The sequence below is a fragment of the Lonepinella sp. BR2357 genome (assembly GCF_051851525.1).
Lineage (GTDB): Bacteria > Pseudomonadota > Gammaproteobacteria > Enterobacterales > Pasteurellaceae > Lonepinella.
The window spans coordinates 21,123-46,309 of sequence record NZ_JBPDVG010000012.1; the positions used below are offsets into that span (position 1 = coordinate 21,123).

Here is a 25,187-nt window from a genome sequence, read left to right on the forward strand (position 1 = left end):
GATACATTGCTCCGCCCTACCTACCTTATTCTACGGTCACCGACGTAATCACCACATCTTCTTTCGGCACATCTTGGTGAAAACCCGCATTGCCCGTTTTGACGCCTTTGATTTTATCCACCACGTCCATGCCCTCAACCACTTCACCAAATACCGCATAACCCCATTCTTGTACCACTTCTTTGCCAAACATTTCTTTTGAACGGTAATCTAAGAACGTATTATCCGCCACGTTAATAAAAAATTGTGAACTGGCGGAATGCGGATCGCTAGTACGTGCCATGGCCAAGGTGCCACGTTTATTGCTTAAACGGTTATTGGCTTCATTTTTAATCGGCGCATTGGTGGCTTTTTCACGTAAACCGCTTTCCATGCCACCGCCTTGAATCATAAAACCATCAATCACACGGTGGAAAATTGTGTTATTATAGAAACCAGATTTGCAGTAATCTTCAAAGTTTTTGGCCGTGATCGGTGCTTTTTCAAAATTTAACGCAATTTTAATGTCGCCGAAATTAGTATGTAATGTAATCATTGTGTTTTCCTTGTTAAGTAAATATTTTGTTGGAGCATTATTCCATAAAATGCCGTCTAGTGCTATGCTTAACCTAAAAATAAGTCCCCTCTCCCCTTGGGAGAGTATATAGGAAATAATATGTTAAAAATTTTCAATACCCTCACTCGAGAAAAAGAACAATTTAAACCCATCAATCCGAATAAAATCGGCATGTATGTATGTGGCGTGACAGTTTACGATCTATGCCATTTTGGACATGGTCGTACCTTTGTGTCCTTTGATGTGATTGTGCGTTATTTACGCTATTTGGGCTATGATGTGCGTTATGTGCGCAACATCACTGATGTCGACGACAAAATCATTAAACGTGCCTTAGAAAATAATGAAACTTGTGATGAATTGGTCGCACGGATGATCAAGGAAATGCACCAAGATTTTGATGCGTTAAACATTTTACGCCCTGATATTGAGCCTCGAGCCACGCAACATATCAGCGAAATTATTGCCATGGTGCAAAGTCTGATTGAACGCCAACATGCTTATGTGGCCGAAGATGGTGATGTCATGTTTGATGTGGAAAGTTTTCAGCAATACGGGCGTTTATCTCGCCAAAATTTGGAACAATTACAAGCCGGTGCCAGAGTGGAGATAAAATCGGTGAAACGTAATCCCATGGATTTTGTGTTATGGAAAATGTCGAAACCCAACGAACCGAGTTGGGAAAGTCCATGGGGGAAAGGTCGCCCCGGTTGGCATATTGAATGTTCCGCCATGAACAGCAAAGAATTGGGTCATCATTTTGATATTCACGGGGGCGGTTCGGATTTAATGTTCCCACACCATGAAAATGAAATTGCGCAATCTTGCTGCGCCCATGATGGTGACTATGTGAATTATTGGCTACATACGGGTATGTTGACAATTAATGAAGAAAAAATGTCAAAATCCCTCAATAACTTCTTCACTATTCGAGATATTTTAAGCAAATACGACAGCGAAAGTGTGCGTTATTTCTTCTTAACAGCGCAATATCGTAGTCTTTTAGATTACAGCGAAGAAAATATTGGCTTGGCACGCAAAGCCTTAGAACGCCTTTATACCGCCTTACGTGGCTGTGAAACCGATCTCAGCTTGGAAACCGAAGATCAGTATGTTGTTGCGTTTAAAGAGGCAATGAATGATGACTTTAATACCCCCGGTGCATTGGCCGTCTTATTTGAATTAGCCCGTGAAATCAATAAATTAAAAACCGAAAATCTGGCGCAAGCGAATCAACTGGCGAGCCGATTAAAACAACTGGCCGGCGTATTAGGATTATTACAACAGGATCCCGCCCTCTTTTTACAAGGGGATAATGCGGATGATGAAGTGACTAAAATTGAAGCCTTAATCAAACAACGCAATGATGCCCGTGCCGCCAAAGATTGGCCTACTGCTGACGCTGCCCGCAATGCTTTAACCGCCATGGGCGTGGTGTTGGAAGATGGGGCAAACGGTACCACGTGGCGAAAAGCCTAAACTAAATTGAACTCGAGGCGTAAAGTGCGGTCGAAAACGACAACATTTTACGTCTTTTTTCTACTCGGAGAACATCATGAAATTATCAAAAATTAGCACCACACTTTTCGCCGGCAGTTTAGTCGCTGGCAGTTTAGCCACGCAAGTTTTTGCGGCGCCACCAGCACAAAAAAATCCATTGGCCGATTTACCTTATGCCAATAAAACTGACAAGGGTTACAACCTTGAATTCGACGGCACCCATTACACCACGGCAACCGCCACCGTGAATGGTAAAGACATTATTTACCGTGCCTACGAAAAAATTGTGTATGTGGCCAATCCTGTGGAACCAGACTACCAAACCTTAAATTTCTATGTGCCAGAAGAATATTATCAAGGCAAAGACATTAATGGCTACAACGCCAAAACCGCCCCGATATTCTTACCTAACTCTATCGGTGGTTACATGCCGGCCATGGCAGCCGCAGCAAGCCAAGCCGGTCACGGTGGCAAAACCAGCACGATTTTACAAGCCCTTGAACGTGGTTATGTGGTAGCAAGCGTCGGGGCCCGTGGACGTACACTCAAACAAGGCGACACCTATACGGGCAAAGCCCCAACTGTGATTGTAGATTTGAAATCTGCAGTACGTTATTTACACGCCAACGACGCCAATATGCCAGGTGACGCCAATAAAATTATCTCAAACGGCACCAGTGCTGGCGGGGCCATGTCCGCATTACTCGGTGCCAGTGGCGACAGTGCAGATTACAACCGCTTATTAAAAGACATGGGCGCTGTCAATGCCAGTGATGCCATCTTTGCGGTATCCGCCTATTGCCCAATTACCAATTTAGAACATGCGGATGCCGCCTATGAATGGGAATTCAACGGATTACACCAGTATAGCCGTATGGATATGAGCAAATTGGACGCCAAAAGTTTTAATGACCGCTCCATGAAACAAGCAGTGGTTGAGGGCGAATTAACCGCAGATCAAATTAACATTTCCGATCAATTAAAAGCGCAATTTCCCGATTATCTTAACAGCTTGCAACTAAAAGATAGCGACGGCAAAGCATTAACCTTAGATAAAGCGGGCAACGGCACATTCCGTCATTACGTCGAAAATGCCTTAGTACAATCCGCTAATCAGGCGTTAACAGGCTTAACCGAAGAAGAGAAAAAAGCCTTTATGGCCAAATATAAAGGCCTAAGCTATACCAATGAAAACGTCAGTGCAGTGAATCTAGCCGAATTTGTCACCAACAAAAAACGCATGAAATCCCCGCCAGCCTTTGACGCATTAGATTTAAGTTCTGGCGAAAATGATGAATTTGGCACTGCCACCGTGCAAGCCTTACACTTTACGCCATACAGTTTAAAACACAGCACCGTCAACGGTGGCATGGCGGATGCCGAAAACATCAAATTACTCAACGCCATGAACTACACCGATAACAGCAAAGCCGCGCCACATTGGCGTATTCGTGTCGGCTCCGAGGACTACGACACCTCCCATGCCATTTCCGCCATGCTTGCGGTGAAATTGCGCATGTCAGGCAAAAATGTCGACTACGCTTTACCTTGGGGCGTGGGCCATGCGGGCGATTATGATTTAGCGGAATTGTTTGATTGGATTGATGGAATTGCTAAGTAGATGATAAACGCCATCCCCTCAACCCTATCTTTGAGGGGATCTTTTTTTGTGAGAACAATATGACAACTTTTGTTTTTGATATTGACGGCACGATTTCCAAAAATGGCTTAAAAGTCAGTGATGCCATCTCTGATGCTATTGCGGACTTACTCAAAAATCACTCGGTCATTTTTGCCTCCGCCAGACCTATTCGGGATATGTTGCCCGTGTTGCCGACTGACCTCACCTCACATAAAAACACGACTTTAGTCGGGTGCAATGGTGGCATGGCGTATCAGCAAGACACCTTTATTTTAACCAAATTGTTAGCACAAGATTATGTGGAAAATTGTTTAACCACATTAAAACAATTAAAGTTAGCCTATGTTCTTGATGGCAAATGGGCGTTTTCCTTATCTGAACAACCTCATGATTTTCATCAATATATTGCGTCATTAAGCAATGAGCAAGTCAGCGAACAAGCGTTAATAAATGAGGGAGTGAGTAAAATTTTGGTGCTGTTGGATCACCCTCAACAAGCAATTTATGATCAATTTAATACCGAGAATATTAGCTTTCATATTCATAAAAAAGAATGTTTCTTTGATATTACCCCTAAAGGTAACAATAAATATCATACGCTAAAGCAGTTAATTGGAGAACAAGACTATGTAGCATTTGGTAATGATTTCAATGACTTTTTAATGCTACAACACGCCAAAACCTCTGTTTATTTAGGGGAGAAATCCGAATTTCACGCTGACTATTATGTTGATGATGTGGATTTGGTTGCTGAATTTATTCGTACACATTTTCTTTAAAGCATATAAAAAGTCGCCCTCAAGCGACTTTTTTTTGTTTACTCAAACTCATCCAACCAAGCCAATAAAATCCCCTCTAGGATTTTCTCATTACTGGCCTCTGGATTATCATCAAAATCTTCCAATTCACAAATCCATTGGTGCATATCGGTAAAACGTACGGTCTTAGGATCTAGATCAGGATCACGGTCATATAATGCCTCGGCAATGGCTTGTACATCTGTCCATTTCATTAGTGCGCCGCCTCATTTGCGTGGTTCAGGTTATATTTTGGAATTTCCACCACTAAATCTTCATCACCCACGATACATTGACAAGATAAACGGCTTTCAATTTCTAAGCCCCAGGCTTTATCCAACATATCCTCTTCTTGGTCAGAACTTTCGTTTAAACTGTCATACCCCTCACGGATCACCACGTGACAGGTGGTACAAGCACAAGAACCGTCACAAGCATGATGAATTTCCACATCATGATCATGTGCAAGATCTAACAAGTTATCCCCTTTTTTGGCGTCAATCACCATACCCTCGGGGCAAAATTCTTCATGGGGTAAAAACACAACTTTTGGCATATTTTCTTTCCTATTGTAAATTCGTAAATACTATAAATTATTGACTGATTGCCCTTTTAAGGCTTTTTGGATGGATTTATCCATTCGGCGTGCCGCAAATTCTTGCGTCGCCTGATCTAAATCCTTAATCCCTTGTTTAATGGCTAAGGTGTCAGTGCCTTGCTGTAAATTGTCTAACGAAACTAAGGCATTTTTCACCGCACTGAGTTCATCTGCGTTCAGTAAATCTTGGTCATTTTCCAAGGCGGTTAACACGGCTTCCATCACTCGACGTGCCTCGACACGTTGTTCGGCTAATAAGCGTGCATCAATATCCTGTTTCGCATTTTCCATGGAAGATTTAAGCATATTCGTAATCTCATCATCGGTTAAACCATAGGACGGTTTCACTTGGATAGACGACTGCACGCCAGTGGATTTTTCCATGGCGGTCACACTTAACAAGCCGTCGGCATCCACTTGATAAGTTACACGAATATGTGCCGCACCGGCTGCCATGGCGGGAATACCACGTAGCGTAAAGCGAGCTAATGAACGGCAATCTTCCACCATTTCACGTTCGCCTTGCACAATATGCACTGACATGGCGGTCTGACCGTCTTTGAACGTGGTAAATTCCTGAGCACGAGCCACAGGAATCGTGGTGTTACGTGGAATAATTTTTTCCACTAAACCGCCCATGGTTTCAATCCCCAAAGAAAGCGGAATCACGTCTAATAACAACATATCCGCATCCGGTTTATTGCCCACCAAAATATCCGCTTGAATCGCTGCCCCCAAGGCCACCACTTTGTCAGGATCGATAGAGGTTAACGGCATTTTCCCAAAGAATACGCCCACTTCTTCACGCACAAACGGCACTCGTGTCGAACCGCCCACCATCACCACTTCTCGTACTTCTTCGGCGGTAATATTGGCGTCTTTTAACGCTCGACGACAAGCCATTAAAGAACGTTTTACCAAAGGCTGAATTAATTGATTAAACTGCGCTCGACTAATGCTGCCTTGCCAACCTTGCCAAGCAATCTCCACCTCTTGTTCTTGGGATAAAAACACTTTGATGTCATTTGACATCTCAATCAATTCACGTTGTTGTTGTGCATTTTCAGGGGACTGTCCTGATTGGCTAATGATCCAATCTGCAATTAAATGATCGAAATCATCTCCGCCCAAAGCGGTATCGCCACCTGTCGCCAACACTTCAAACACACCTTTAGATAGACGCAAAATGGAAATATCAAAGGTGCCACCGCCTAAATCATAGACTGCAATCACCCCCTCTTGGCCACTATCCAAGCCATAAGCAATGGCTGCGGCTGTTGGTTCGTTTAACAAACGTAACACATTCAAGCCAGCCAATTTCGCTGCATCTTTGGTGCTTTGACGTTGGGCATCATCAAAATAAGCAGGTACCGTAATCACCGCACCAGACAGTTCACCGCCTAGCGTTTGTTCCCCAAGTGCGGTTAATTTTTTCAGAATTTCGCTAGATACTTCAACTGGACTGACGTTACCTTGTGGCGTTTGAATTAATGGTAAACCGTTTTCCGTCGCCTGAAATTGATAAGGCAAATTTGGATAACGCTGTTGCACATCTGTTAAACTTCGTCCGATTAAGCGTTTAACAGAAATAATCGTATGTTGCGGATCTTGGCTCGCTAACGCCCCAGCATCATGACCCACCACAACGTTATTTTCCGCATAATGCACAATAGATGGGGTTAAGGCTTGCCCTTGTTCGTCTAATAAAATATCCGCCGTCCCACTACGCACCGAGGCAACCAAGGAATTTGTGGTGCCTAAATCAATGCCCACCGCCAATTTATGTTGGTGCGGTGCGGCCATTTGGCCGGGTTCAGCAATTTGTAATAATGCCATGTTTATCTTCTTATTTATATAAATTTTCGATCATCAAACTATCTGCGATAACATTAAATAATGGGCGATAGGTTTCAAATGAAGCACCGGTTGATGTTCCATTGAAAGATGTCATGACCATACCTTGAATCGCCACCATTTTATCTTGAGTGAAGATAAAATAAGTAATATTTTCCATACCAAAATTATTATCTAATCGCTCTGCATTAACCTGATTCCTAAGCCAAAAACCTGGAAATCCTTCAAGCGTTATCACGCCACTCCCGAGATAAACGCCATTATAATCTTCGAGCATAGCCTCTGCAAAATCACGTCTTTCATTGGCATCTGATAAATATTCTCGCCATTCAGCCTTTGAAACACCCCGAATTTCCTCTGGTAAATCTTTTACCATCAACATCACTTGGGCTTCTTTGCCATATTTGCTTTGAAATTTTTGCACAATATTGGAACGTCTCGCCTCTTGCCCGATCCAACTATTCGGCAATCTTAATGACAATGTTAAGCCTTTCGATTTGGGTGAATTACTCGTATAAATATAACTCTCATTCGTTTGTATTTCTTTTAGGGGATCGGTTCCGTAAGCGGTTTGAGCAAAAGACAAAGAAGTCGTCAATAACATGACTGCAACAACGAATAAGTGGCTTAACTTCATGCTCTGTCCCCTAAAACAATTTTTCTTCTACGTTTTCAATCTGTTCAATCAGTTTTTTCACAAAACGTAATTTATCTGCCGTCATTTGTGCGGCTGACCAATTTTGCTCGGCTAGTTCAGTTTCAATTTGTTGCAACAGCGTTTTTTGTTCCGTCTCAATCTCACCACGAAATTCATCAAGTGCGGTGTGATTTTGTTGCGTTTCTATCTCGTCTAACTGTTCACGCCATTGTAATTGTTGCATTAAAAAAGCAATATCTTGCGTACTTTTTTGCTCTAGATCCTGTACTTCGCCTGTGTGAATTTGAATAATCGCCTCAGCACGCAAAATCGGATCTTTAAGGGTTTTTAAGGCATCATTAATTTCTGCCGATTGTTGCATCGCCAAACGCTGATCTTGTACGGATTGGGTAGCAAAATTATCGGGATGAAATTGCTTTTGTAACTGCAAAAAACGCTCGGACAATAAGGCCATATCCACGGCAAATTGTACGGGTAAATTAAATAGGGAAAAGGGATTTGTCATAAAATTTATCTTATTTATACGTTAAAACTTTCACCACAACCACATTGATCTTTGACATTTGGGTTGTTGAATTTAAAGCCCTCGTTTAAGCCCTCTTTCACAAAATCCAGTTCTGTACCGTCTAAATACACCAGGCTTTTGGTATCCACGATCACTTTTACACCGTCATATTCAAACACATGATCATCTTCATTTAGGCTATCCACAAATTCTAACACATAAGCTAATCCAGAACAGCCTGATGTTTTAATGCCTAAACGTAAACCAATACCTTTGCCACGATTTTGTAAAAAAGTGCTAACACGATGAGCGGCACTTGGCGTTAATGTGACTGCCATTATATGCTCCCAATAAAAGAATACAGCCTCTCCCTGTGGGAGAGGATGGAGAAAATCTGAAAGATTTTCGGGAGGTGAGGGTCAATCTCGTGTTCCCTCACCAAAACTATTACCCTCACCCTAGCCCTCTTCCAGAGGGAGAGGGGATTTTATGAGGAGAGGGAATTAATTACTTCGCTTGTTTCGCTTTATAATCCGCAATGGCGGCTTTAATCGCATCTTCCGCAAGAATTGAGCAATGCACTTTTACCGGTGGTAACTCTAATTCTTCGGCAATTTGGCTGTTTTTAATTGCTCCAGCCTCGTCTAAAGATTTGCCTTTGACCCATTCGGTAATTAATGAGCTAGAGGCAATCGCTGAACCGCAGCCATAGGTTTTGAATTTCGCATCTTCAATAATGCCATTGTCGCCGACTTTAATTTGTAACTGCATTACGTCACCACAAGCCGGTGCCCCGACCATGCCTGTACCCACGTCAGCAGATTTTTTATCCATAGCACCCACATTGCGTGGATTTTCATAATGATCTAATAATTTTTCACTGTATGCCATTTTCTTGTTCCTTATAAAATTAGTGAGCTGACCACTCAATGGTGTTTAAATCAATACCCTCTTTGAATAAATCCCAAAGTGGTGATAAATCTCTTAATTTTTGCACCGCACCTTGCATTAGGCTAATGGTGTAATCAATTTCTTCTTCCGTCGTATAACGGCCTAAGGTGAAACGAATTGAGCTGTGAGCTAATTCATCATTTAAGCCTAAAGAACGCAACACATAAGACGGTTCAAGGCTCGCTGAGGTACAAGCAGAACCAGAAGACACCGCAATATCACGCAATGCCATCATTAAACTTTCACCCTCAACATAGTTAAAGCTGATGTTTAAATTGTTGTCTAAACGGTGTTCCATAGAACCGTTCACATAGGTTTCTTCAATGCCTTTTAAGCCATTGTATAAACGGTCACGTAAGGCTTTTAAGCGTGGCATTTCAGTTGCCATTTCTTCTTTACAAATACGATAAGCCTCACCCATACCGACGATTTGATGCACAGGTAACGTACCTGAACGCATACCACGCTCATGGCCACCACCGTGAATAATCGCCTCTAAACGAATACGTGGTTTACGACGTACATATAATGCCCCAATCCCTTTTGGCCCATATAATTTGTGGCTTGACATAGACAGTAAATCTACCGGTAATTCCGCTAAATTAATCTCAACTTTACCCACGCTTTGCGTGGCGTCGGTATGGAAAATGGTTTTATTGGCACGACAAAGTTCACCAATGGCTTTAATATCTTGAATCACCCCGATTTCGTTGTTGGCGTGCATAATCGAAACTAAAATCGTATCTGGACGAAGTGTCGCTTTAAACACGTCAAGATCGATTAAACCGTCCGCTTTCGGATCTAAATACGTGACTTCAAAGCCCTCACGCTCCAACTGACGACAAGTATCTAACACCGCTTTATGCTCAGTTTTGCAAGTAATAATGTGCTTGCCTTTGGTTTGATAGAAATGTGCAGCCCCTTTAATGGCCAAGTTATCCGCCTCGGTTGCCCCCGAAGTAAACACGATTTCACGGCTGTCTGCACCGATTAAATCCGCAATTTGATTACGTGCGATATCCACCGCCTCTTCCGCTTGCCAACCAAATTTGTGTGAACGAGAGGCTGGGTTACCAAAGTTACCATCAATGGTTAAAAATTCCATCATTTTTTTTGCCACACGTTCATCTACTGGACAGGTTGCTGCATAGTCCAAATAAATTGGTAATTTCATTAAATTCACTCCTAAAAATGCTATATTTATAGCTAGCTATTGACGACTAAAAGATTATCAAAATCTTGATGTGTTTGATGAGTACGTGCTTTCGTACTCTGCTTATTAACCAGTTCTGCCAAGGTGATTTGATCTAAAAAACTCTCAATCCGTTGGCTTAATTCTTCCCATAAAGAATGGGTTAAACATTCATGCCCGTCATGACAATTCCCTTGACCTAGACATTTCGTCACGGAAATATTTTCATTCACCGCCGAAATAATCATACCAATGGAAATATCTTGTGTCGGCAGTCCTAATTGATAGCCACCACCTGGCCCACGCACGCTTTTCACTAAGCCATGTCGGCGTAATTTAGCAAAAAGCTGCTCCAAATAAGAAAGGGAAATACTTTGCCGTTCAGAAATGTCAGACAATGTCACCGGATTTTCCTGACCATTTAGTGCAATATCTAAAATGGCCGTCACGGCATAACGTCCTTTGGAAGTTAATTTCATCTTTCTCTCTCTTCTTATCCTAAAAATCAATGTGAATAGTTTACTTAACCTAGTAAAATAGTCAACTATTATTACTTATGAAAATCTAAGCGTTTTTCCACCGCAGTTAACATACCACGCAAAATATTTAACTCATTTTGCTCCACTTCAGCACGTTGATACAAACGCCTTAATTTCGGCATAACACCTTGATTTTGAATAAAACCTAAAGATTGATAAAGGCGTTCCGTATGTTCAAAAAAGTATTCTAATTGTTGTGTCGTGGCTAAAAGTGCGGTGTTTTTAACGGTATTTTCTATGGGAGTAACAGGCATTTCCTGTGCAGTTTGCGACAAAAACGCCATACGTAATTCATAACACACCAACTGCACCGCCATGGCTAAATTGAGCGAAGAATAATCAGGATTCGCCGGAATAGTTAAATGATAACGGCATTTCAAGAGTTCATCATTGGTTAACCCCACTCGCTCACGACCGAAAATAATCGCCACTTTTTCACCGCACTTCGTGGCTTGCATGGCAATCTCACCGCATTGACGAGGTTCAATTAAACTATTCTGCAAATGGCGGAGTCTGGCACTGGTGCCAATCAACAGCGAACAATCGCCCACCGCTTGCTCAAAACGCTCAACCACCACCGCATTTTTCACCACATCCTCCGCCCCTGCGGACAAAGCTATTGCCTGTTCATCAATACCTTGTTTCGGCGAAACCAAATACAACTCACGCAAGCCCATGGTTTTCATGGCCCGAGCCGCCGAGCCAATATTGCCAGAATGGGAGGTTTCGATTAATACAATGCGGATGTTGTCTAACATAGTTGCGATATTCAAATTAAATTTGTTGCTTATTTTAGCACAATATCCCTATTTATTAGTAGGTTTTAGAAAATATTTTTAATAGTGGAAACGGCTCAAAAAATTCACTATAATGCACCGCAGTTTAAGGCAAAACGCAAAATACGCTTTGCCATTGTTCTTTTCACAATCTCTAATGGATATTCTTATGAACCCAATGTTAAATATCGCAATTCGTGCTGCACGAAAAGCAGGCAATGTTATCGCAAAAAGTTATGAAAACCGTGCGGATATTGAAACCCAAGTTAAAGGCAACTATGACTACGTGACCAACGTAGATAAAGCGGCCGAGGCCGCCGTGATTGAAACCATTCGTGCCTCCTACCCTGATCACAGTATTATCACCGAAGAATCAGGCGTGTTAGCCGGTAACGACCGTGATACGCAATGGGTAATCGATCCATTAGACGGCACCACCAACTTTATCAAGGGTTTCCCACATTTTGCCGTGTCTATCGCTATTCGTGTCAAAGGTCGCACTGAAGTGGGCGTGGTTTATGACCCAATCAAAAATGAATTATTTACTGCGGTACGTGGCGAGGGAGCAAAATTAAACGATATTCGTTTACGTGTTGCAGACCGCCGTGATATGAAAGGCACCGTACTAGCCACTGGTTTCCCATTCAAACAAGCCAAACTGATGCCAATTCACATGGCCATGATGAATGCCTTAATCACCGATGCTGCTGATTTCCGTCGCACAGGCTCTGCCGCCTTAGATTTGTGCTACACCGCTGCCAACCGTGTTGATGGTTTCTTTGAAATGGGTTTAAAACCTTGGGATATTGCCGCAGGTGAATTGGTCGTTCGTGAGGCGGGTGGCTTAGTTTGTGATTTTAATGGCGGACATGATTATTTAAAAGACGGTCATATTGTCGCAGCTCACCCTCGTGTGGTGAAAGAAATTTTGACTAAAATTCAGCCTTGTTTAGGGGATGCGTTTAAAGAGTAATATCTGTTGTAATATGAAAAAGGGGCGTTAGCCCCTTTTTTAAATTTTATTTTCTATTAACCACGTTTGAAACTGCGGTTGATTAATCTTTAATTCATCTCCCACACCCCGAGTGATCAAATCCGCTCGTTCAAGTTTTTTCATTTTACCTTGAATTGTACTGCTACTTATTTGTTCAACGCCCAACAAATTTGCTAATTGTTGACGAGTGTCTTGGCTGTACAATGCACTTTTTCCTTGAGCGATCAAACGTAAAATCTGTCTCTCAAGCTCACTAAGCTGTTGCCATTGTTGTACATTCTCATTTTGAAAGCCTATTTCATCTAAGGTCTTTTGTACGGCTTGTTCTAAAGAAAGCTCAGGATCGATAATCAAATTCTGTGTAATCGTCCGCATATATAATGGCGTATAATTTAATCGTTGAAAAATCGTAAAAAATACCGCTTTATCTAATCCTTTTCCAACTCGTTGCTGATAAATATTCGCTAAAAAGTCAGTAAAATCACGACCAAGATTGGGAAAATTGAGTGCATGTGCAAAATGAAAGAACGGTGCTTTACTGTCATTAAACATCGTACGTAAACCATTTGTGCTTGATCCAGTAAAAATTACTTTAATTTTAGATTGATACATATCAAGCCCTGTACGCAAAGATTTCACTAAGGCTTGCATTCCCTTAATTCTAGCCAATTCTTGGATTTCATCAAACAGCATTAAGACAGGTTTCTGACTGGTTTCGGCAATTTCTTGCAATAGACGACTTGGGCTTGTTTGCACCGGTAATTTTCCATTGTCTAAACCTACACCAACCATCCCTGCAATTTCAACGGTTTTAATTTTTCCCAACGCTTTGTTTAGCTTAGCTTGTACTGTTTTAGTTAGAAAAGTGGATAATGCCTGACAAAAGGCTTGCTGAATATCCGTTCCCTGAGCTTGGTTATCTCCAGAAATAAATGTATCCATAAAACTAAAATAGCAAACGTGAAACCCCATTTTTTCCGCTAAGGGTTTAATATCCTGTAATAAAAATTGTGTTTTGCCCATACGACGTGGAGCAAACAATGTCAAAGCATGGCTAATACCATCTTTCAAACTCACCACTAAACGTTCTGCCAGTTCTGTTCGTGGATAATAGAGAGGATCCTTGGTTATATTGCTCATTTTATATACCTTTATACAAAATTATACTTCACGTATATAATTATACTTTACATATATAATTTTGTATATTTTATTTTGATAACCATAAATCAATCAAATCCAAGCTGATTGTTCATTGATAATACTTCAAGATTACTTGTATTTTCTCCAATTCAATCTGTTTCATATAATTTTCCATAAATGCCCAATTTGGGGAATTATCGGAATTAACAGGCAATAAAATTTTCTGTTTAGCCATACGTTTTGCATTAAATTTATAGCCATACTGATATTTAGATTTCTGTTGTAAAATCGCCATTTTTAAAAATAGATAAGCATGTTTACCTACCGAACAATCTTTAATTTTTAGGCGTTTTACATCATCTGAAAATAAACACTCATAGGGGTGATAAAAACTCTCTACTACGCTACCGTTATAATTTACCCCTAATACATTTTTATCTAGGCTTGCATTTGAATTAGCGACAAAAGCCGTTACACCATTATGACTATCACTTGCTCCAATAAATGGTATAATGCCCTCTTGCATATCTTGCTTGATTAAACGAACACCTGAATAAATTTCACAAATATCTTCAATAACAAAGGTTTGCCATTTGACATTATCAGCAAGGCGTGTTACCCCCCCCCGCTCATTTTTTGTACTATTATAATAGGCTAATACGGTCTTGATTTTATCCTGTTCAATTTTTTGCATAAAATCCGCCATCAATTGCCAATCAGGGAGATTATCTTTATTAACAGGTAACATGATTTTTTGAAATTTCAATCTATTATTATTAATAGAATAGCCATGACTAAATTTATCTCGTTGATTAGTAATGCTACAAGCAATAAAGAGCATAGTAAATTTTGATAATTCAAGTTTAGGTAATAGTGCCGTAACGTGAGTATCTAAAGCACATTCAGCAGGTTGGTAATAAGCCATACCAACACCACCATCACCGTCATTATTTAAGGTGATAATATGGCTTGAAAATAAAGATTTTCCATTATATTCAATAAAATCTTTATAGCCATTATCTACTTTTTTCGCTGAAACTAAGGGGATTTTTCCTGTTTGACATTTAGCCATATTGCTTTGATTACCACGGATAAAATCAAAATAATCACTAATAAAAAATTCTTTCCAATTAGTACCTTTTAAATTTCCAGTATCAATCATCAAAGAAAAGGCTTGACTAGCATAATAATCAGTAATTTCATCAATCTGTTTTTGCTCTTTTTGCTTGATAAAATCTTCCATAAATTGCCAATCTGGTGCATTTTTTCCATTGACTGGTAACATCACAACTTGCTTTCTTAAACGAGTTGAATTGATCGTAAAAGAATAGGAATATTTACTCTTATGTTGTTTTAAACTACTTACAATAAACGATAAAACTTCTCTGCTTAATGTTTGTTTCGCTTTAAGAATATTAACTTTAGTTCCTGTAAAAAAAGGATAATTTTGTACAAATGGTTCAGCTGTTTCATTGCCAATGGTAATCACTGGATAATCGGTATTCAAATAGGCTTCATCATAATCTATAAAGCCATCTAAGCCATTATTCTGTTCTTTACGAGTAATATAAGCATAATAGCCCTGTTCTCTATTAACTTTATTACCATCAATGCTTTTACCAATTTTGACATCAAATAAATTACCGATAAGAAAACCTTTCCACTCTTTATCCGTTAATTTGAGTTCATTCATTTCCACTCTCCAAACCAAACAAATAGCCCCGACCGTGTGAAATCATATTCACTTCAAAAGTCAGATAATCAGCTATGATTTTTTCAAAATCCGATTCGCTTGGAATTTCATCATTAAAATAATAGAACGAGTGCAACCATTCATCATCGGCTTCAATGGTAGTTTCTACACAAAATTTGCTTTCTGCTTGAATTCGTCCAAACCAGACATCTAATAAATGCGATTTTTTATCTTTGGCTTCGACCGTTTCCACTAAACCAATATGTTTTTGCACCTCAAAACCGTCATTTTCAAAATTGATGAATTTCACCAATTTGTCTTTGTCGTGTGGCACGCCTGTAGTAAATATCGCAATACAAGGATTGGTTCCCACCCCGTAAAAGGTATTTTTATTCAGCGTAATCACACCATCAAGGCTGTGTTTTTTCAGAATGTTTTCTTTAATCGCTTGTTCTTCTCTGGTTTTACCTGTCATTGATGATTGCGGTACAATAACAATCGCTTTTCCGTCTTCAGTCAAACTATCAAGTAAATGTTCGGTAAAGGCAATTTCATAGCGTTGCGGATCTTGTTTTGAACCTTGCGAATAAGGTGGGTTCATCATACCAATATTACAGCCTTTTAACTGTAATTGGGCGGCATTTTGTTTGAGAAAATCTTCTTGTTCTAAATTACTTTTACCATCACCACGCAAAATCATATTAGTAGTGGCAATAGTAAACATATAAGGCTGTAATTCTATGCCGTGTAATTGATTTTTACGAATTTCTCGTTTTTGCATTTCGCTATTCGTTTTTTCTAGCATGGTGTGCATTGCCGAAATCAAAAATCCTGCCGTGCCACAACAAGGGTCAAAGACTTTATCTGTTGGCTGCAAATCCACTAAATCACAAAAAAGATCCACAATATGACGTGGTGTTAAAATAATACCGAGCGTTTGCCCATCACCACCAGAATAAGACATAAATTCACTATAAAAACGACCAATATAATCTTCCGAAGATTGAATATTTTTGATGTTTTTATAAATATGTTCATATAAAAATTCGGTGTAATGTTTGAGTGGTGTTTTTCCCAACGTGGCATTAATTTCATTAATGGCTTTAGTGTCTTTAATCACTAAAAATTGACTCAGTAATTTATCTTTTTTCACTTCGGGTTGCACTTTAGCACGTTGCAAATTACTTTCAATGGCTTCATAAATTTTTTGCCCGTCTGTTTTGACTTCATCGCCATTTAAATGGTCTATGCTAAAATTATGAAAATCCATTTCACGCAAAGCCAATAAAATTCCCGATACAATTAATGGCTTGTCTTTATCTTGAATGCTACCAAATTTGAAAAAATCTTCATGTAATGTTTTAGCATCGCTAAGAATTTCAGCGGTGGTTTTCTCTTGGCTAGTTTGTTCTTTTAAAATATTCTTGGTGTAATATTCCTGAATATTTTTAGGGCTAAACAGCATAAAAGTTTCAACATCATCAAGCTCTTTATACTCGGCCCTTTCATTGATAAATAACGGCGAAATCTTATGCCGTTTTTCATCGCCCGATACCCCAATGGCAATAATTTTTTTGTAATTGGTGCTTTTGGCTAAATGCAAGCCATAATGCAATGCACCATTCACAGCAAAATCTGTCAGGCTTTTTGTTTCTTGGCAAATAAGGTTATTGTCATTGCGTTTGATGTGATCTTTAACGTTAGCTTTATCTTCAATCACAATCAGAAAATCTTGCACCACGCCGCAATATTCAGGATAGCCAATGTTGCCTGTTTTGGATTTCGATGCCGTTTTTAAGGCTTCATCAACGTCTTTAATTGTACTTCCTTGAGCATCTAGTTTTAAGCCTGCTTCTTTAAGCAATTCATATACCCAAAGATCGGTTGCGATTTCTTTTTTTGCCATGGTGTATCTCAATATGTTGTGTGTGGGGGGGGAAATTAGGTCGCTATTCTAACACAGTTAAAATAACAAAAAAATGACCGCACTTTTTTGTGTCACCTAAAAAGTGCGGTGTAAAATAAAGAAATTATTTGATATTATTTTCTTTTTCCAACCATTGTTCAATCAACATCAAACTCTCTCCTATCCGTTGTTCAACATCAATTATCCAACGCTCGATACACTTATCCCATTCTTCCAACTCCCCCTGTTGCATCAAATTCGCCACATTCTGCACCGATTGCATAGCAAGACTCGCCGCTGCCCCTTTGAGCTTATGAGCGGTTTCGGTGAATTGTTGTTTGCTAATATGGCCTTGTTGGTAATCTTGATAAGCAGAAACCACATCTAAATCCCCGCCGTTGATTTCCTGTTTAAATAAACGGATATTTTCGGCATATAAATCTTTGCCAATAAATTCAAGCAGTTCCGCCAGAATGTCAGGGTTAAAATATTCAGTTAAATCTTCGGGAATGGGTTGAGTCTCTGCGTGCTTTGGTGCATGTGCTAACATTTCACTTTCGCCAAAATAGGTATTCAAGCAAGCGGTTAATTCATTCACTAACAAGGGTTTACGCAATACGTCGTCCATGCCTTGGCGTTGATATTCGGCTTTGTTTTGCATCACATTAGCAGTTAACGCAATTAACGGTGGCAGATAATCATAACGATCGTTTTCATAGCCATCACGTAAATAATGGGCAATGTCAAAGCCAGTCATATCGGGCAGTTGAATGTCTAATAACAATAAATCATAGCTGTTGTGTTCAAAGGCGTGAATGGCCTCTTTGCCTGACATGGCGACATCTACTTGGTGACCGAGTTTTTCTAACAGGGTTTTCGCCACGGTGATATTGAGTTGAATATCTTCCACCAGTAAAATGTGTAAATTTTGTACCGCACTTTTTACCATAGGCGACGCTTTGGGTTCCACACTTTCCGCTTGAATGCGGAGCGTAAAGGTGGTGCCTTGTCCGAGTTTGCTAGTGACAGTTAAATCTCCCTGCATTAAATGTGCCAGATTTTTTGAAATGGCTAACCCAATGCCACTGCCAGCGGAGCGTTTGCCACTGCTGGCCACTTGGTAATACATGGTGAAGATTTTATCTAGCTCTTGGCTTGGCACACCTTGTCCGGTATCCGTGACGGAAAATTGATAGTGATTATCGGGCAAGGCGTTGACTGCTAGGCTGATCGTCCCCTGTTCAGTGAATTTCACCGCATTACTCAATAAATTCCATAAAATTTGGTTTAGCCTTGTTTGATCTAAGCGTAAAAAGTGCGGTAAATTTTCGTCACATTTCATCTCAAAAGACAAGCCTTTTTGACTGGCTAATAAGGTCGCAATATTTTGTATATCGTTTAAAAACGCATAAAAATCCGTTTCACGTTGATATAACTCGATATTATGGCTATCAATTTTTTCTAAGTCGATAATATCATTAAAAATATTACCTAAAGACACCGCACTTAGGCTAATGGTATGCAGATAATTTCGCTGTTGTTCCGTCAATGATGTGTCTAACAGCATTTGGCTTAACCCCAAAATGCCATTTAATGGCGTGCGGAGTTCGTGACTAATACTAGCGAGCAAGGCACTTTTATCTTGAATGGATTTGGCTAAGGCTAAACGTGAACGTTCGAGCCGATCGACTAATAAAGTGAAAAAATAAATCACAAAAGGGGCGGAAATCAAGCCAAAGATGATGGCATAACTTAAACTTTCCCAATTTATTCGCCCCATCACCACAAAACTTAACACAATATGGGTCAGCAAGGCAAAGGTGGCGACAATGAGGAAACCTAACAGGGAAAATTTGAGCCGACCGAGTTTGATCACCCAGTCGATATAGCGTTGTGTGAAATGATTGACGTTCATAGCGGATCTCATTAAGATTTTTTGCGTATCTTAACAAAATTTGATGCAACAAGGGGGAATTTTTGTCTGGCTAATTCTAGCCACTAACTAAATTCCAATTCCACCGCACTTTGCCCCAGCATTTCCACCAAATCCACTAATAACTCGTCATCAGGTTTGATGTACCATTGCACGCCGAGCTTTAACAATGCTCGTCCTTGTGGGCTGTCATAATAAATATGAATCGGTATCGTGCCACCGCTGTAAGGCGCTATAACAGATTGAAATTGCTTAATAAACTGCGGTGTAATTTGGTCTTGTTTTAGCATAATCGCCAGACTTTTTACATAACGGCTGCGTGCCTCACTTAAGGTCATCAATTCACGCACCGACATGCGCAAGCCTTGGGTGTATTCATCTTCGCTCACTTGGCCCGACACAATCACAATATTGTCTTTCTGCAAATGCTCGCCGTATTTTTCCAAGGCCTCGGAAAATAAGGTAATATCTAATTTCCCCGAACGATCATCAAGGGTAGCAATGCCAAGACGATTGCCTTTTTTAGTAACCGCAAAGCGAGAGGCAATAATCAAGCCGTAAGCCGTGCTGACTTCCCATCGTCGATTCGGCATCAGTTCTTTTAAGCGGAAACGACCATAATGTTTCAACTCGGTCAAATAGCGACTAATCGGGTGGCTGCTTAAATACAGGCCGAGCGTTTCCCGTTCGCCGTCTAAAATTTGCTTATCCGTCCAAGGTGGCGTGTGGGCGTATTTACGCTCCACGTCTTCGTGGCTTTCGGTCAACACACCAAACATATCCGCTTGGCCAATTTCTTCATTTTTGGCAAATTGGTTAGAAGATTGCAGTGCATCTTCTAAATTTTTCGCTAACGCCGCACGGTGTGGCCCGAGTTTATCGAAAGCCCCTGATTTAATCAGGCTTTCAAAGGTACGGCGGTTAACTTGTTTCAAATCCACTCTGGCACATAAATCAAATAAATCTTTGAAAATGCCGCCTTTTTCACGCACCGACACTAACGCCTCAATCGGCGCCACCCCGACCCCTTTGATCGCCCCAATGCCGTACACAATTTCGCCTTGTTCATTCACGCTAAAATGATGTTTACCCGTGTTAATATCGGGCGGGGTCACTTTTAAGCCCATGCGTAAACATTCATCATACAAGCCAACAATTTTGTCGGTATTGTCCATTTCCGAGGTCATCACTGCCGCCATAAATTCCGCAGGGAAATGGGTTTTCAGCCATAGGGTTTGATAGGACACCAAGGCATAAGCGGCCGAGTGCGATTTGTTAAACCCATAGCCGGCAAATTTTTCCACCAAGTCGAAAATCTTCATGGCTAATTCGCCATCTACGCCGTTTTTAATCGCCCCCGCCTCAAACACCGAGCGCTGTTTTGCCATTTCTTCTGGCTTTTTCTTCCCCATGGCTCGGCGTAATAAATCCGCCCCACCGAGCGTATACCCCGCCAAGGCTTGTGCGATTTGCATGACCTGCTCTTGATACACAATCACGCCATAGGTCGGTTCTAAAATCGGTTTCAGGCAATCGTGTTGATAGGTTGAATCCGGATAGGACACTTCTTCTCGCCCATGTTTGCGGTCGATAAAGTTTTGCACCATGCCCGATTCCAACGGACCAGGGCGGAACAAGGCCACCAAGGCGATAATATCTTCAAAACAGTCTGGTTGCAGGCGTTTAATCAAATCTTTCATACCACGAGATTCCAACTGGAACACCGCCGTGGTTTCTGCGGCGAGCAAGGTTCTAAAGGAATCGGGATCGTTTAATGGAATACTTTCAATGCGAACTGGTGGCTTGCCCTCTTTTTCCATACGAGCATTAATCATATCCAACGCCCATTTAATAATGGTGAGCGTGCGCAAACCGAGGAAGTCGAATTTCACCAATCCCGCATATTCCACATCATTTTTATCAAAATGGGTGACGGGGTGCAGCCCCTCACTGTCGCAATACAATGGTGAAAAATCCGTAATCAAGGTCGGGGAAATCACCACGCCCCCCGCATGTTTCCCCGCATTGCGAGTCACGCCCTCGAGTTTGCGAGCCATATCAATTAAGGCTTTGACTTCCTCGTCCGATTCATAAATTTCGGGTAATTTCGGCTCGGCCTCAAAGGCTTTGGCTAACGTCATACCAGGATCCGGTGGCACTAATTTGGAAATACGATCCACAAAACCGTACGGGTGGCCTAATACACGCCCCACATCACGGATTACCGCCTTAGCCGCCATAGTACCGAATGTGATAATCTGCGACACAGCTCCCCGTCCGTACATTTCTGCCACGTGATCGATCACCCGATCTCGCCCATCCATGCAAAAATCCACGTCAAAGTCGGGCATGGACACCCGTTCAGGGTTTAAAAAACGTTCAAAAAGTAAGTCAAAAGCGAGCGGATCCAAATCGGTAATTTTTAACGCATAGGCCACTAAAGATCCTGCCCCAGAACCCCGCCCCGGTCCAACAGGAATACCGTTATCTTTCGACCATTGAATAAATTCCATCACGATCAAGAAATAACCGGGGAATCCCATTTGGTTAATCACATCTAATTCAATTTGCAAACGTTCATCATATTCTGGACGTTTTTCCAACCGCACTTTTTCATCAGGAAATAAAAACGCCAACCGTTCTTCCAAGCCCTCTTTGGCTTTTTTGACTAAAAAATCTTCCGTACTCAATTCGCCCGTTGGAAACTGCGGTAAAAAATATTCGCCTAATCGAATGGTGACATTACAGCGTTGTGCAATGAGTAAGGTATTTTCAATCGCCGACGGAATATCTGCAAACAGCTCGCACATTTCTTGTTCCGAACGGAAATATTGTTGATCGGTATAAAGTTTCGGGCGTTTTGGATCGTCCAACGTATAACCATCATGAATCGCCACCCGAATTTCATGTGCCTCAAAATCCGCCGATTTCAAAAAACACACATCATTCACCGCCACCACAGGCAATTGATAACGTTGAGCCAGTTCCAACGCTCCTGCAATATAACGTTCTTCTTCCTGATGACCGGTACGTGCTACACTTAAATAAAAATGATTAGGGAAAAATTCTTGATAAAAAGCCACCGCACTTTCCACCGCCGAGGCATTCTCTTTTAACAATGACAGCCCAATATCGCCCTTGCGACCGCCAGACAGTACAATCACACCCTCATGATGTTCGGTCAACCATGCTTGATCGATATAAGGCAAATCATCATAACCACGCTGATAAGCCTTTGATAATAAAAGGGTAATATTTTTATAGCCCGCATTATTTTTCGCCAGTAAAGTTAATTCAAAACGTTCCTCCCCACAAAGCTCGCTTTTCACCAACACATCCGCCCCAATAATCGGCTTAATCCCCGCCCCTAAAGCCTCACCATAAAATTTCACCAAACCACAAAAGTTAGCAAAATCTGTCAACGCCATCGCCACCATATTTTCTGCCGCACAGGCTTTTACTAACGGTTTCACTTTGGCGATACCATCAATCATGGAAAAATCGCTGTGGGTACGCAGATGGACAAATCGTGGGGCTGACATGAGAATTCCTTAAATGGCTATAAAAGTGCGGTCTATTTTACGTTAATTTTGGGGAAAATGAAAATACCGAGCAATTGGCGCAGTAGATTTGATTGTATAACATAAGTCCTGACATGATGTTGCGACAAATTCTCGTCAGTCTAATTCTATCATTATTGATTAAATTAAAATCAATAAATTCCAAGACTTCATCAAAAGGAAGTGAAAGAAGAAACACGTAGTTTAATTAGGGAATTGCTGATTTAACAAAACAAGAGCGGAACATTTCCGCCCAATATTTCCTAAAGTTTTCTACTAAAAACCCATTCTTCGGTCATTTTTCACCACGGGCTTTAATTCACACTCTTTTGCCAATGCCATCACCCAATCTTCCCCCTTTTTAAACGGTGAAAATTGATGACGACGAGCAACGGCGGCAAAATCCCCAGCAGTTAAATAATCAATTTCGGCTAATCGCATAAAATCTTGCTCATTTAGGGCAATCCCGAGATTTTCCGCCTGACATTTCGCCAATTCGCAAATTTGCGTTTGAGTCAAATAATCAAATTTTAATTTCAGATCGAAACGGCGTAACACCGCAGGATCAAGGCTGTCCATTAAATTGGTGGACACCACCAACAAACCGTCAAATTTCTCAATTTGGGTAAGCATTTCATTCACCATTGAGCGTTCCCAACTGCGATCCGCCCCATTTCGGTCAAATAAAAAACTGTCCACTTCATCTAACACCAATAGCATATTATTTTCCTTGGCTTTGTTAAATGCACGGGCGATTTTCTGCTCCGTACCACCCACATAAGGATCGAGCAAATCCGATCCATTGAGCTGCAATAACGGCAAATTCGCTTGTTCACTCAACCATTTCGCCCACGCGGTTTTTCCCGTACCCGCGGGGCCATAACAACAAATTCGCCCCCGTTTATGTTGCTGTAAACCTTGACTAATTTGATAAATATTATCGCTACAAGCTATAAAATCTAAAGAATAATACACCGCACTTTGATTCAACGGTTCGATTTTTTTATAACCTTGTGCTTGCAACGTTTGGTTAAACCAATTGATCGCCATATTGCCATCGATTTTCTCTTGCTGTTCTGCCAGCTGATTCATAATCGTAAAACCTTTATCAATTAACGCTGGCGAAATGGCATCTTGCACCGCAAAATGATGAATATAAGCAGGCGATAATTTATTCCCCACTTTTGCTAAAATTAGTTTTTCTTTATTTTTAATCGGCAAATCGGGCATTTCAAAAATAAAATCAAAACGACGTAAAAAAGCAGGATCAATGCCTTGAATATTATTGGACAACCAAATCATCGGCGTTAAATTATTTTCCAGCAATTGATTGACCCACGCTTTATGCGATTGAGCCACCGATTTTTCAAAAAAGCCGCCATAAAACACATCTTCCACTTCATCAAAAATAATCATCGCTTGTTGTTCTGCCGTTTCTAATAAACGTTGAGCTAAACGGCAATTATTTAAACGTTGCTCCCCATCAATAATATCGCCATCTCGATCTTCAGGGCTAAGGGTATAACAAGTCACACCTAATTGTTGGGCTAATAAAGAAGCAAATTCTGTTTTACCCACACCAGCTTTGCCGTGAATGAGAATATTCATTCCACGTTGTTTGTTGATAATGTTAGGTGTTAAATAATCTAAAAGTTGCTGTTTAAATTCGCTAATATGCTCAAATTGAGCAAAGGTTAATTTCGGCTTAGCACTTTCTTGTAAACAACGGGATAATAAGAGATTACAATCTATTTCAAAATAGGTAAACTCGTGAATATCCACCAAACCTTCCCAACGAATAAAGTCCTTCACTTCATTACAATAATGAGCTCGTTCCAAAATGCCATAGCTAAATAATTTCGCCTTTTTCTTTACCACATTCTTTAATACTTGTTTATTTACATTCAATACTTTCGACATAATATCCAAACAGTCATTCAAATTTAAATCTCGGTGACGAGATAAATTCATTGCTAAAACTAATTCATTTTCTAATTCAAGATGTGTTGCTAAATGTAATACAGCTTGTTCCACATCAGATAAATTTAATAAATCTGTCAAAAAAACAATATTTTTATCCAACATTTTCCATTGTTCTTCGCTATCTTGTTGCTGCCGAATTTGTTGATATCGTTGCGTTAATAATTGTTTGAAAATACTTTCTTTTACCTGTTTTTCATTGTTTTCATCCGAAAATTCAATATTCAATTCTTCTGGCATACCTAACGCACGGGCTAAATCGCTATCTGCCCAACTATTCTTTTCAATAAAAAATCGCCACGCATTACAATCTAGCAAATAATGCAAAATCATTTTTTGACTATAAAGAGAAAGGGAAGTGGGTTGTAATTGATGTTGTGTTGTCATCATAAACTCCTTATTATTAATGT

21 protein-coding genes are annotated in these 25,187 nt (G+C 40.6%); 4 read left to right on the forward strand and 17 right to left on the reverse strand.

Annotated elements, in window-relative coordinates; all coding sequences use genetic code 11:
• Positions 1-25: 25 nt before the first annotated feature.
• Positions 26-535 (reverse strand): peptidylprolyl isomerase, encoded by a 510-nt coding sequence (locus ACTG7L_RS08940; RefSeq protein WP_439256554.1) that lies wholly within the window; start codon positions 533-535, stop codon positions 26-28.
• 120 nt (positions 536-655) lie between these two features.
• On the opposite strand from ACTG7L_RS08940, the gene cysS reads away from it, so the two are divergent.
• The 3 genes from cysS to ACTG7L_RS08955 all read left to right on the forward strand — a co-directional run bounded on the left by cysS (position 656) and on the right by ACTG7L_RS08955 (position 4,477).
• The gene (gene cysS, locus ACTG7L_RS08945; protein ID WP_439328242.1) at positions 656-2,035 is read left to right on the forward strand and encodes a cysteine--tRNA ligase; all 1,380 of its coding nucleotides are present in this window, start codon (positions 656-658) and stop codon (positions 2,033-2,035) included.
• Positions 2,036-2,111: 76 nt separating this feature from the next.
• A complete protein-coding gene (locus ACTG7L_RS08950; RefSeq protein ID WP_439328243.1) occupies positions 2,112-3,677 on the forward strand; it encodes a subtype B tannase in 1,566 nt (521 codons plus the stop codon).
• 59 nt (positions 3,678-3,736) lie between these two features.
• On the forward strand, positions 3,737-4,477 hold the full coding sequence (locus ACTG7L_RS08955; RefSeq protein WP_439328244.1) for an HAD-IIB family hydrolase: 741 nt from the start codon (positions 3,737-3,739) through the stop codon (positions 4,475-4,477).
• Between the two features lie 38 nt (positions 4,478-4,515).
• On the opposite strand, the gene iscX is transcribed toward ACTG7L_RS08955, so the two are convergent.
• The 10 genes from iscX to trmJ form a co-directional block, all read right to left on the reverse strand.
• Entirely contained in the window at positions 4,516-4,710 is a 195-nt protein-coding gene (gene iscX / locus ACTG7L_RS08960) for a Fe-S cluster assembly protein IscX (protein WP_439328245.1), read from the reverse strand.
• The gene (fdx, locus tag ACTG7L_RS08965) at positions 4,710-5,051 is read right to left on the reverse strand and encodes an ISC system 2Fe-2S type ferredoxin (RefSeq protein WP_439242959.1); all 342 of its coding nucleotides are present in this window, start codon (positions 5,049-5,051) and stop codon (positions 4,710-4,712) included. Before fdx ends, iscX begins: the two co-directional genes overlap by 1 nt.
• A 30-nt stretch (positions 5,052-5,081) precedes the next feature.
• Positions 5,082-6,929 carry a Fe-S protein assembly chaperone HscA gene (gene hscA / locus ACTG7L_RS08970; RefSeq protein WP_439328246.1) on the reverse strand — a complete coding sequence of 616 codons (1,848 nt, stop codon included), beginning with the start codon at positions 6,927-6,929 and terminating at the stop codon, positions 5,082-5,084.
• A gap of 10 nt (positions 6,930-6,939) precedes the next feature.
• Positions 6,940-7,584, reverse strand: a complete 645-nt coding sequence (locus ACTG7L_RS08975) for a hypothetical protein (protein WP_439328247.1) — start codon at positions 7,582-7,584, stop codon at positions 6,940-6,942.
• 10 nt (positions 7,585-7,594) lie between these two features.
• Positions 7,595-8,110 carry a Fe-S protein assembly co-chaperone HscB gene (gene hscB, locus ACTG7L_RS08980; RefSeq protein WP_439328248.1) on the reverse strand — a complete coding sequence of 172 codons (516 nt, stop codon included), beginning with the start codon at positions 8,108-8,110 and terminating at the stop codon, positions 7,595-7,597.
• A 14-nt stretch (positions 8,111-8,124) separates the two neighbouring features.
• Complete coding sequence (iscA, locus tag ACTG7L_RS08985) at positions 8,125-8,448, reverse strand: iron-sulfur cluster assembly protein IscA (RefSeq protein WP_439242967.1); 324 nt, start codon at positions 8,446-8,448, stop codon at positions 8,125-8,127.
• 169 nt (positions 8,449-8,617) lie between these two features.
• Positions 8,618-9,001 (reverse strand): Fe-S cluster assembly scaffold IscU, encoded by a 384-nt coding sequence (gene iscU / locus ACTG7L_RS08990; protein WP_439258408.1) that lies wholly within the window; start codon positions 8,999-9,001, stop codon positions 8,618-8,620.
• Positions 9,002-9,020: 19 nt separating this feature from the next.
• Positions 9,021-10,235, reverse strand: a complete 1,215-nt coding sequence (locus ACTG7L_RS08995) for an IscS subfamily cysteine desulfurase (RefSeq protein WP_439328249.1) — start codon at positions 10,233-10,235, stop codon at positions 9,021-9,023.
• Between the two features lie 32 nt (positions 10,236-10,267).
• On the reverse strand, positions 10,268-10,732 hold the full coding sequence (gene iscR, locus ACTG7L_RS09000; RefSeq protein WP_439242973.1) for a Fe-S cluster assembly transcriptional regulator IscR: 465 nt from the start codon (positions 10,730-10,732) through the stop codon (positions 10,268-10,270).
• A gap of 71 nt (positions 10,733-10,803) precedes the next feature.
• A complete protein-coding gene (gene trmJ, locus ACTG7L_RS09005; RefSeq protein WP_439258433.1) occupies positions 10,804-11,550 on the reverse strand; it encodes a tRNA (cytosine(32)/uridine(32)-2'-O)-methyltransferase TrmJ in 747 nt (248 codons plus the stop codon).
• Positions 11,551-11,737: 187 nt separating this feature from the next.
• Between trmJ and suhB the strand changes: the two genes are divergently transcribed.
• Entirely contained in the window at positions 11,738-12,541 is an 804-nt protein-coding gene (gene suhB / locus ACTG7L_RS09010; protein ID WP_439328250.1) for an inositol-1-monophosphatase, read from the forward strand.
• Positions 12,542-12,580: 39 nt separating this feature from the next.
• On the opposite strand, the gene ACTG7L_RS09015 is transcribed toward suhB, so the two are convergent.
• From ACTG7L_RS09015 to ACTG7L_RS09040, 6 genes are all read right to left on the reverse strand, one after another.
• Entirely contained in the window at positions 12,581-13,702 is a 1,122-nt protein-coding gene (locus ACTG7L_RS09015) for an AAA family ATPase (RefSeq protein ID WP_439328251.1), read from the reverse strand.
• 112 nt (positions 13,703-13,814) lie between these two features.
• Complete coding sequence (locus ACTG7L_RS09020) at positions 13,815-15,398, reverse strand: restriction endonuclease subunit S (protein ID WP_439328252.1); 1,584 nt, start codon at positions 15,396-15,398, stop codon at positions 13,815-13,817.
• Entirely contained in the window at positions 15,391-17,304 is a 1,914-nt protein-coding gene (locus ACTG7L_RS09025; protein WP_439328253.1) for an HsdM family class I SAM-dependent methyltransferase, read from the reverse strand. Before ACTG7L_RS09025 ends, ACTG7L_RS09020 begins: the two co-directional genes overlap by 8 nt.
• Positions 17,305-17,428: 124 nt before the next feature.
• Positions 17,429-19,219: an ATP-binding protein gene (locus ACTG7L_RS09030; RefSeq protein ID WP_439328254.1), complete on the reverse strand. Its 1,791-nt coding sequence runs from the start codon at positions 19,217-19,219 to the stop codon at positions 17,429-17,431.
• An 83-nt stretch (positions 19,220-19,302) separates the two neighbouring features.
• Complete coding sequence (gene dnaE, locus ACTG7L_RS09035) at positions 19,303-22,779, reverse strand: DNA polymerase III subunit alpha (protein WP_439328255.1); 3,477 nt, start codon at positions 22,777-22,779, stop codon at positions 19,303-19,305.
• 294 nt (positions 22,780-23,073) lie between these two features.
• Positions 23,074-25,164 carry an AAA family ATPase gene (locus tag ACTG7L_RS09040; RefSeq protein WP_439328256.1) on the reverse strand — a complete coding sequence of 697 codons (2,091 nt, stop codon included), beginning with the start codon at positions 25,162-25,164 and terminating at the stop codon, positions 23,074-23,076.
• Positions 25,165-25,187 lie beyond the last annotated feature (23 nt).

Coding starts and splice junctions, on each gene's coding strand:
- ACTG7L_RS08940 (WP_439256554.1), bottom strand. CDS start 535: ATGATTACATTACATACTAATTTCGGCGACATTAAAATTGCGTTAAAT.
- cysS (WP_439328242.1), top strand. CDS start 656: ATGTTAAAAATTTTCAATACCCTCACTCGAGAAAAAGAACAATTTAAA.
- ACTG7L_RS08950 (WP_439328243.1), top strand. CDS start 2,112: ATGAAATTATCAAAAATTAGCACCACACTTTTCGCCGGCAGTTTAGTC.
- ACTG7L_RS08955 (WP_439328244.1), top strand. CDS start 3,737: ATGACAACTTTTGTTTTTGATATTGACGGCACGATTTCCAAAAATGGC.
- iscX (WP_439328245.1), bottom strand. CDS start 4,710: ATGAAATGGACAGATGTACAAGCCATTGCCGAGGCATTATATGACCGT.
- fdx (WP_439242959.1), bottom strand. CDS start 5,051: ATGCCAAAAGTTGTGTTTTTACCCCATGAAGAATTTTGCCCCGAGGGT.
- hscA (WP_439328246.1), bottom strand. CDS start 6,929: ATGGCATTATTACAAATTGCTGAACCCGGCCAAATGGCCGCACCGCAC.
- ACTG7L_RS08975 (WP_439328247.1), bottom strand. CDS start 7,584: ATGAAGTTAAGCCACTTATTCGTTGTTGCAGTCATGTTATTGACGACT.
- hscB (WP_439328248.1), bottom strand. CDS start 8,110: ATGACAAATCCCTTTTCCCTATTTAATTTACCCGTACAATTTGCCGTG.
- iscA (WP_439242967.1), bottom strand. CDS start 8,448: ATGGCAGTCACATTAACGCCAAGTGCCGCTCATCGTGTTAGCACTTTT.
- iscU (WP_439258408.1), bottom strand. CDS start 9,001: ATGGCATACAGTGAAAAATTATTAGATCATTATGAAAATCCACGCAAT.
- ACTG7L_RS08995 (WP_439328249.1), bottom strand. CDS start 10,235: ATGAAATTACCAATTTATTTGGACTATGCAGCAACCTGTCCAGTAGAT.
- iscR (WP_439242973.1), bottom strand. CDS start 10,732: ATGAAATTAACTTCCAAAGGACGTTATGCCGTGACGGCCATTTTAGAT.
- trmJ (WP_439258433.1), bottom strand. CDS start 11,550: ATGTTAGACAACATCCGCATTGTATTAATCGAAACCTCCCATTCTGGC.
- suhB (WP_439328250.1), top strand. CDS start 11,738: ATGAACCCAATGTTAAATATCGCAATTCGTGCTGCACGAAAAGCAGGC.
- ACTG7L_RS09015 (WP_439328251.1), bottom strand. CDS start 13,702: ATGAGCAATATAACCAAGGATCCTCTCTATTATCCACGAACAGAACTG.
- ACTG7L_RS09020 (WP_439328252.1), bottom strand. CDS start 15,398: ATGAATGAACTCAAATTAACGGATAAAGAGTGGAAAGGTTTTCTTATC.
- ACTG7L_RS09025 (WP_439328253.1), bottom strand. CDS start 17,304: ATGGCAAAAAAAGAAATCGCAACCGATCTTTGGGTATATGAATTGCTT.
- ACTG7L_RS09030 (WP_439328254.1), bottom strand. CDS start 19,219: ATGAACGTCAATCATTTCACACAACGCTATATCGACTGGGTGATCAAA.
- dnaE (WP_439328255.1), bottom strand. CDS start 22,779: ATGTCAGCCCCACGATTTGTCCATCTGCGTACCCACAGCGATTTTTCC.
- ACTG7L_RS09040 (WP_439328256.1), bottom strand. CDS start 25,164: ATGACAACACAACATCAATTACAACCCACTTCCCTTTCTCTTTATAGT.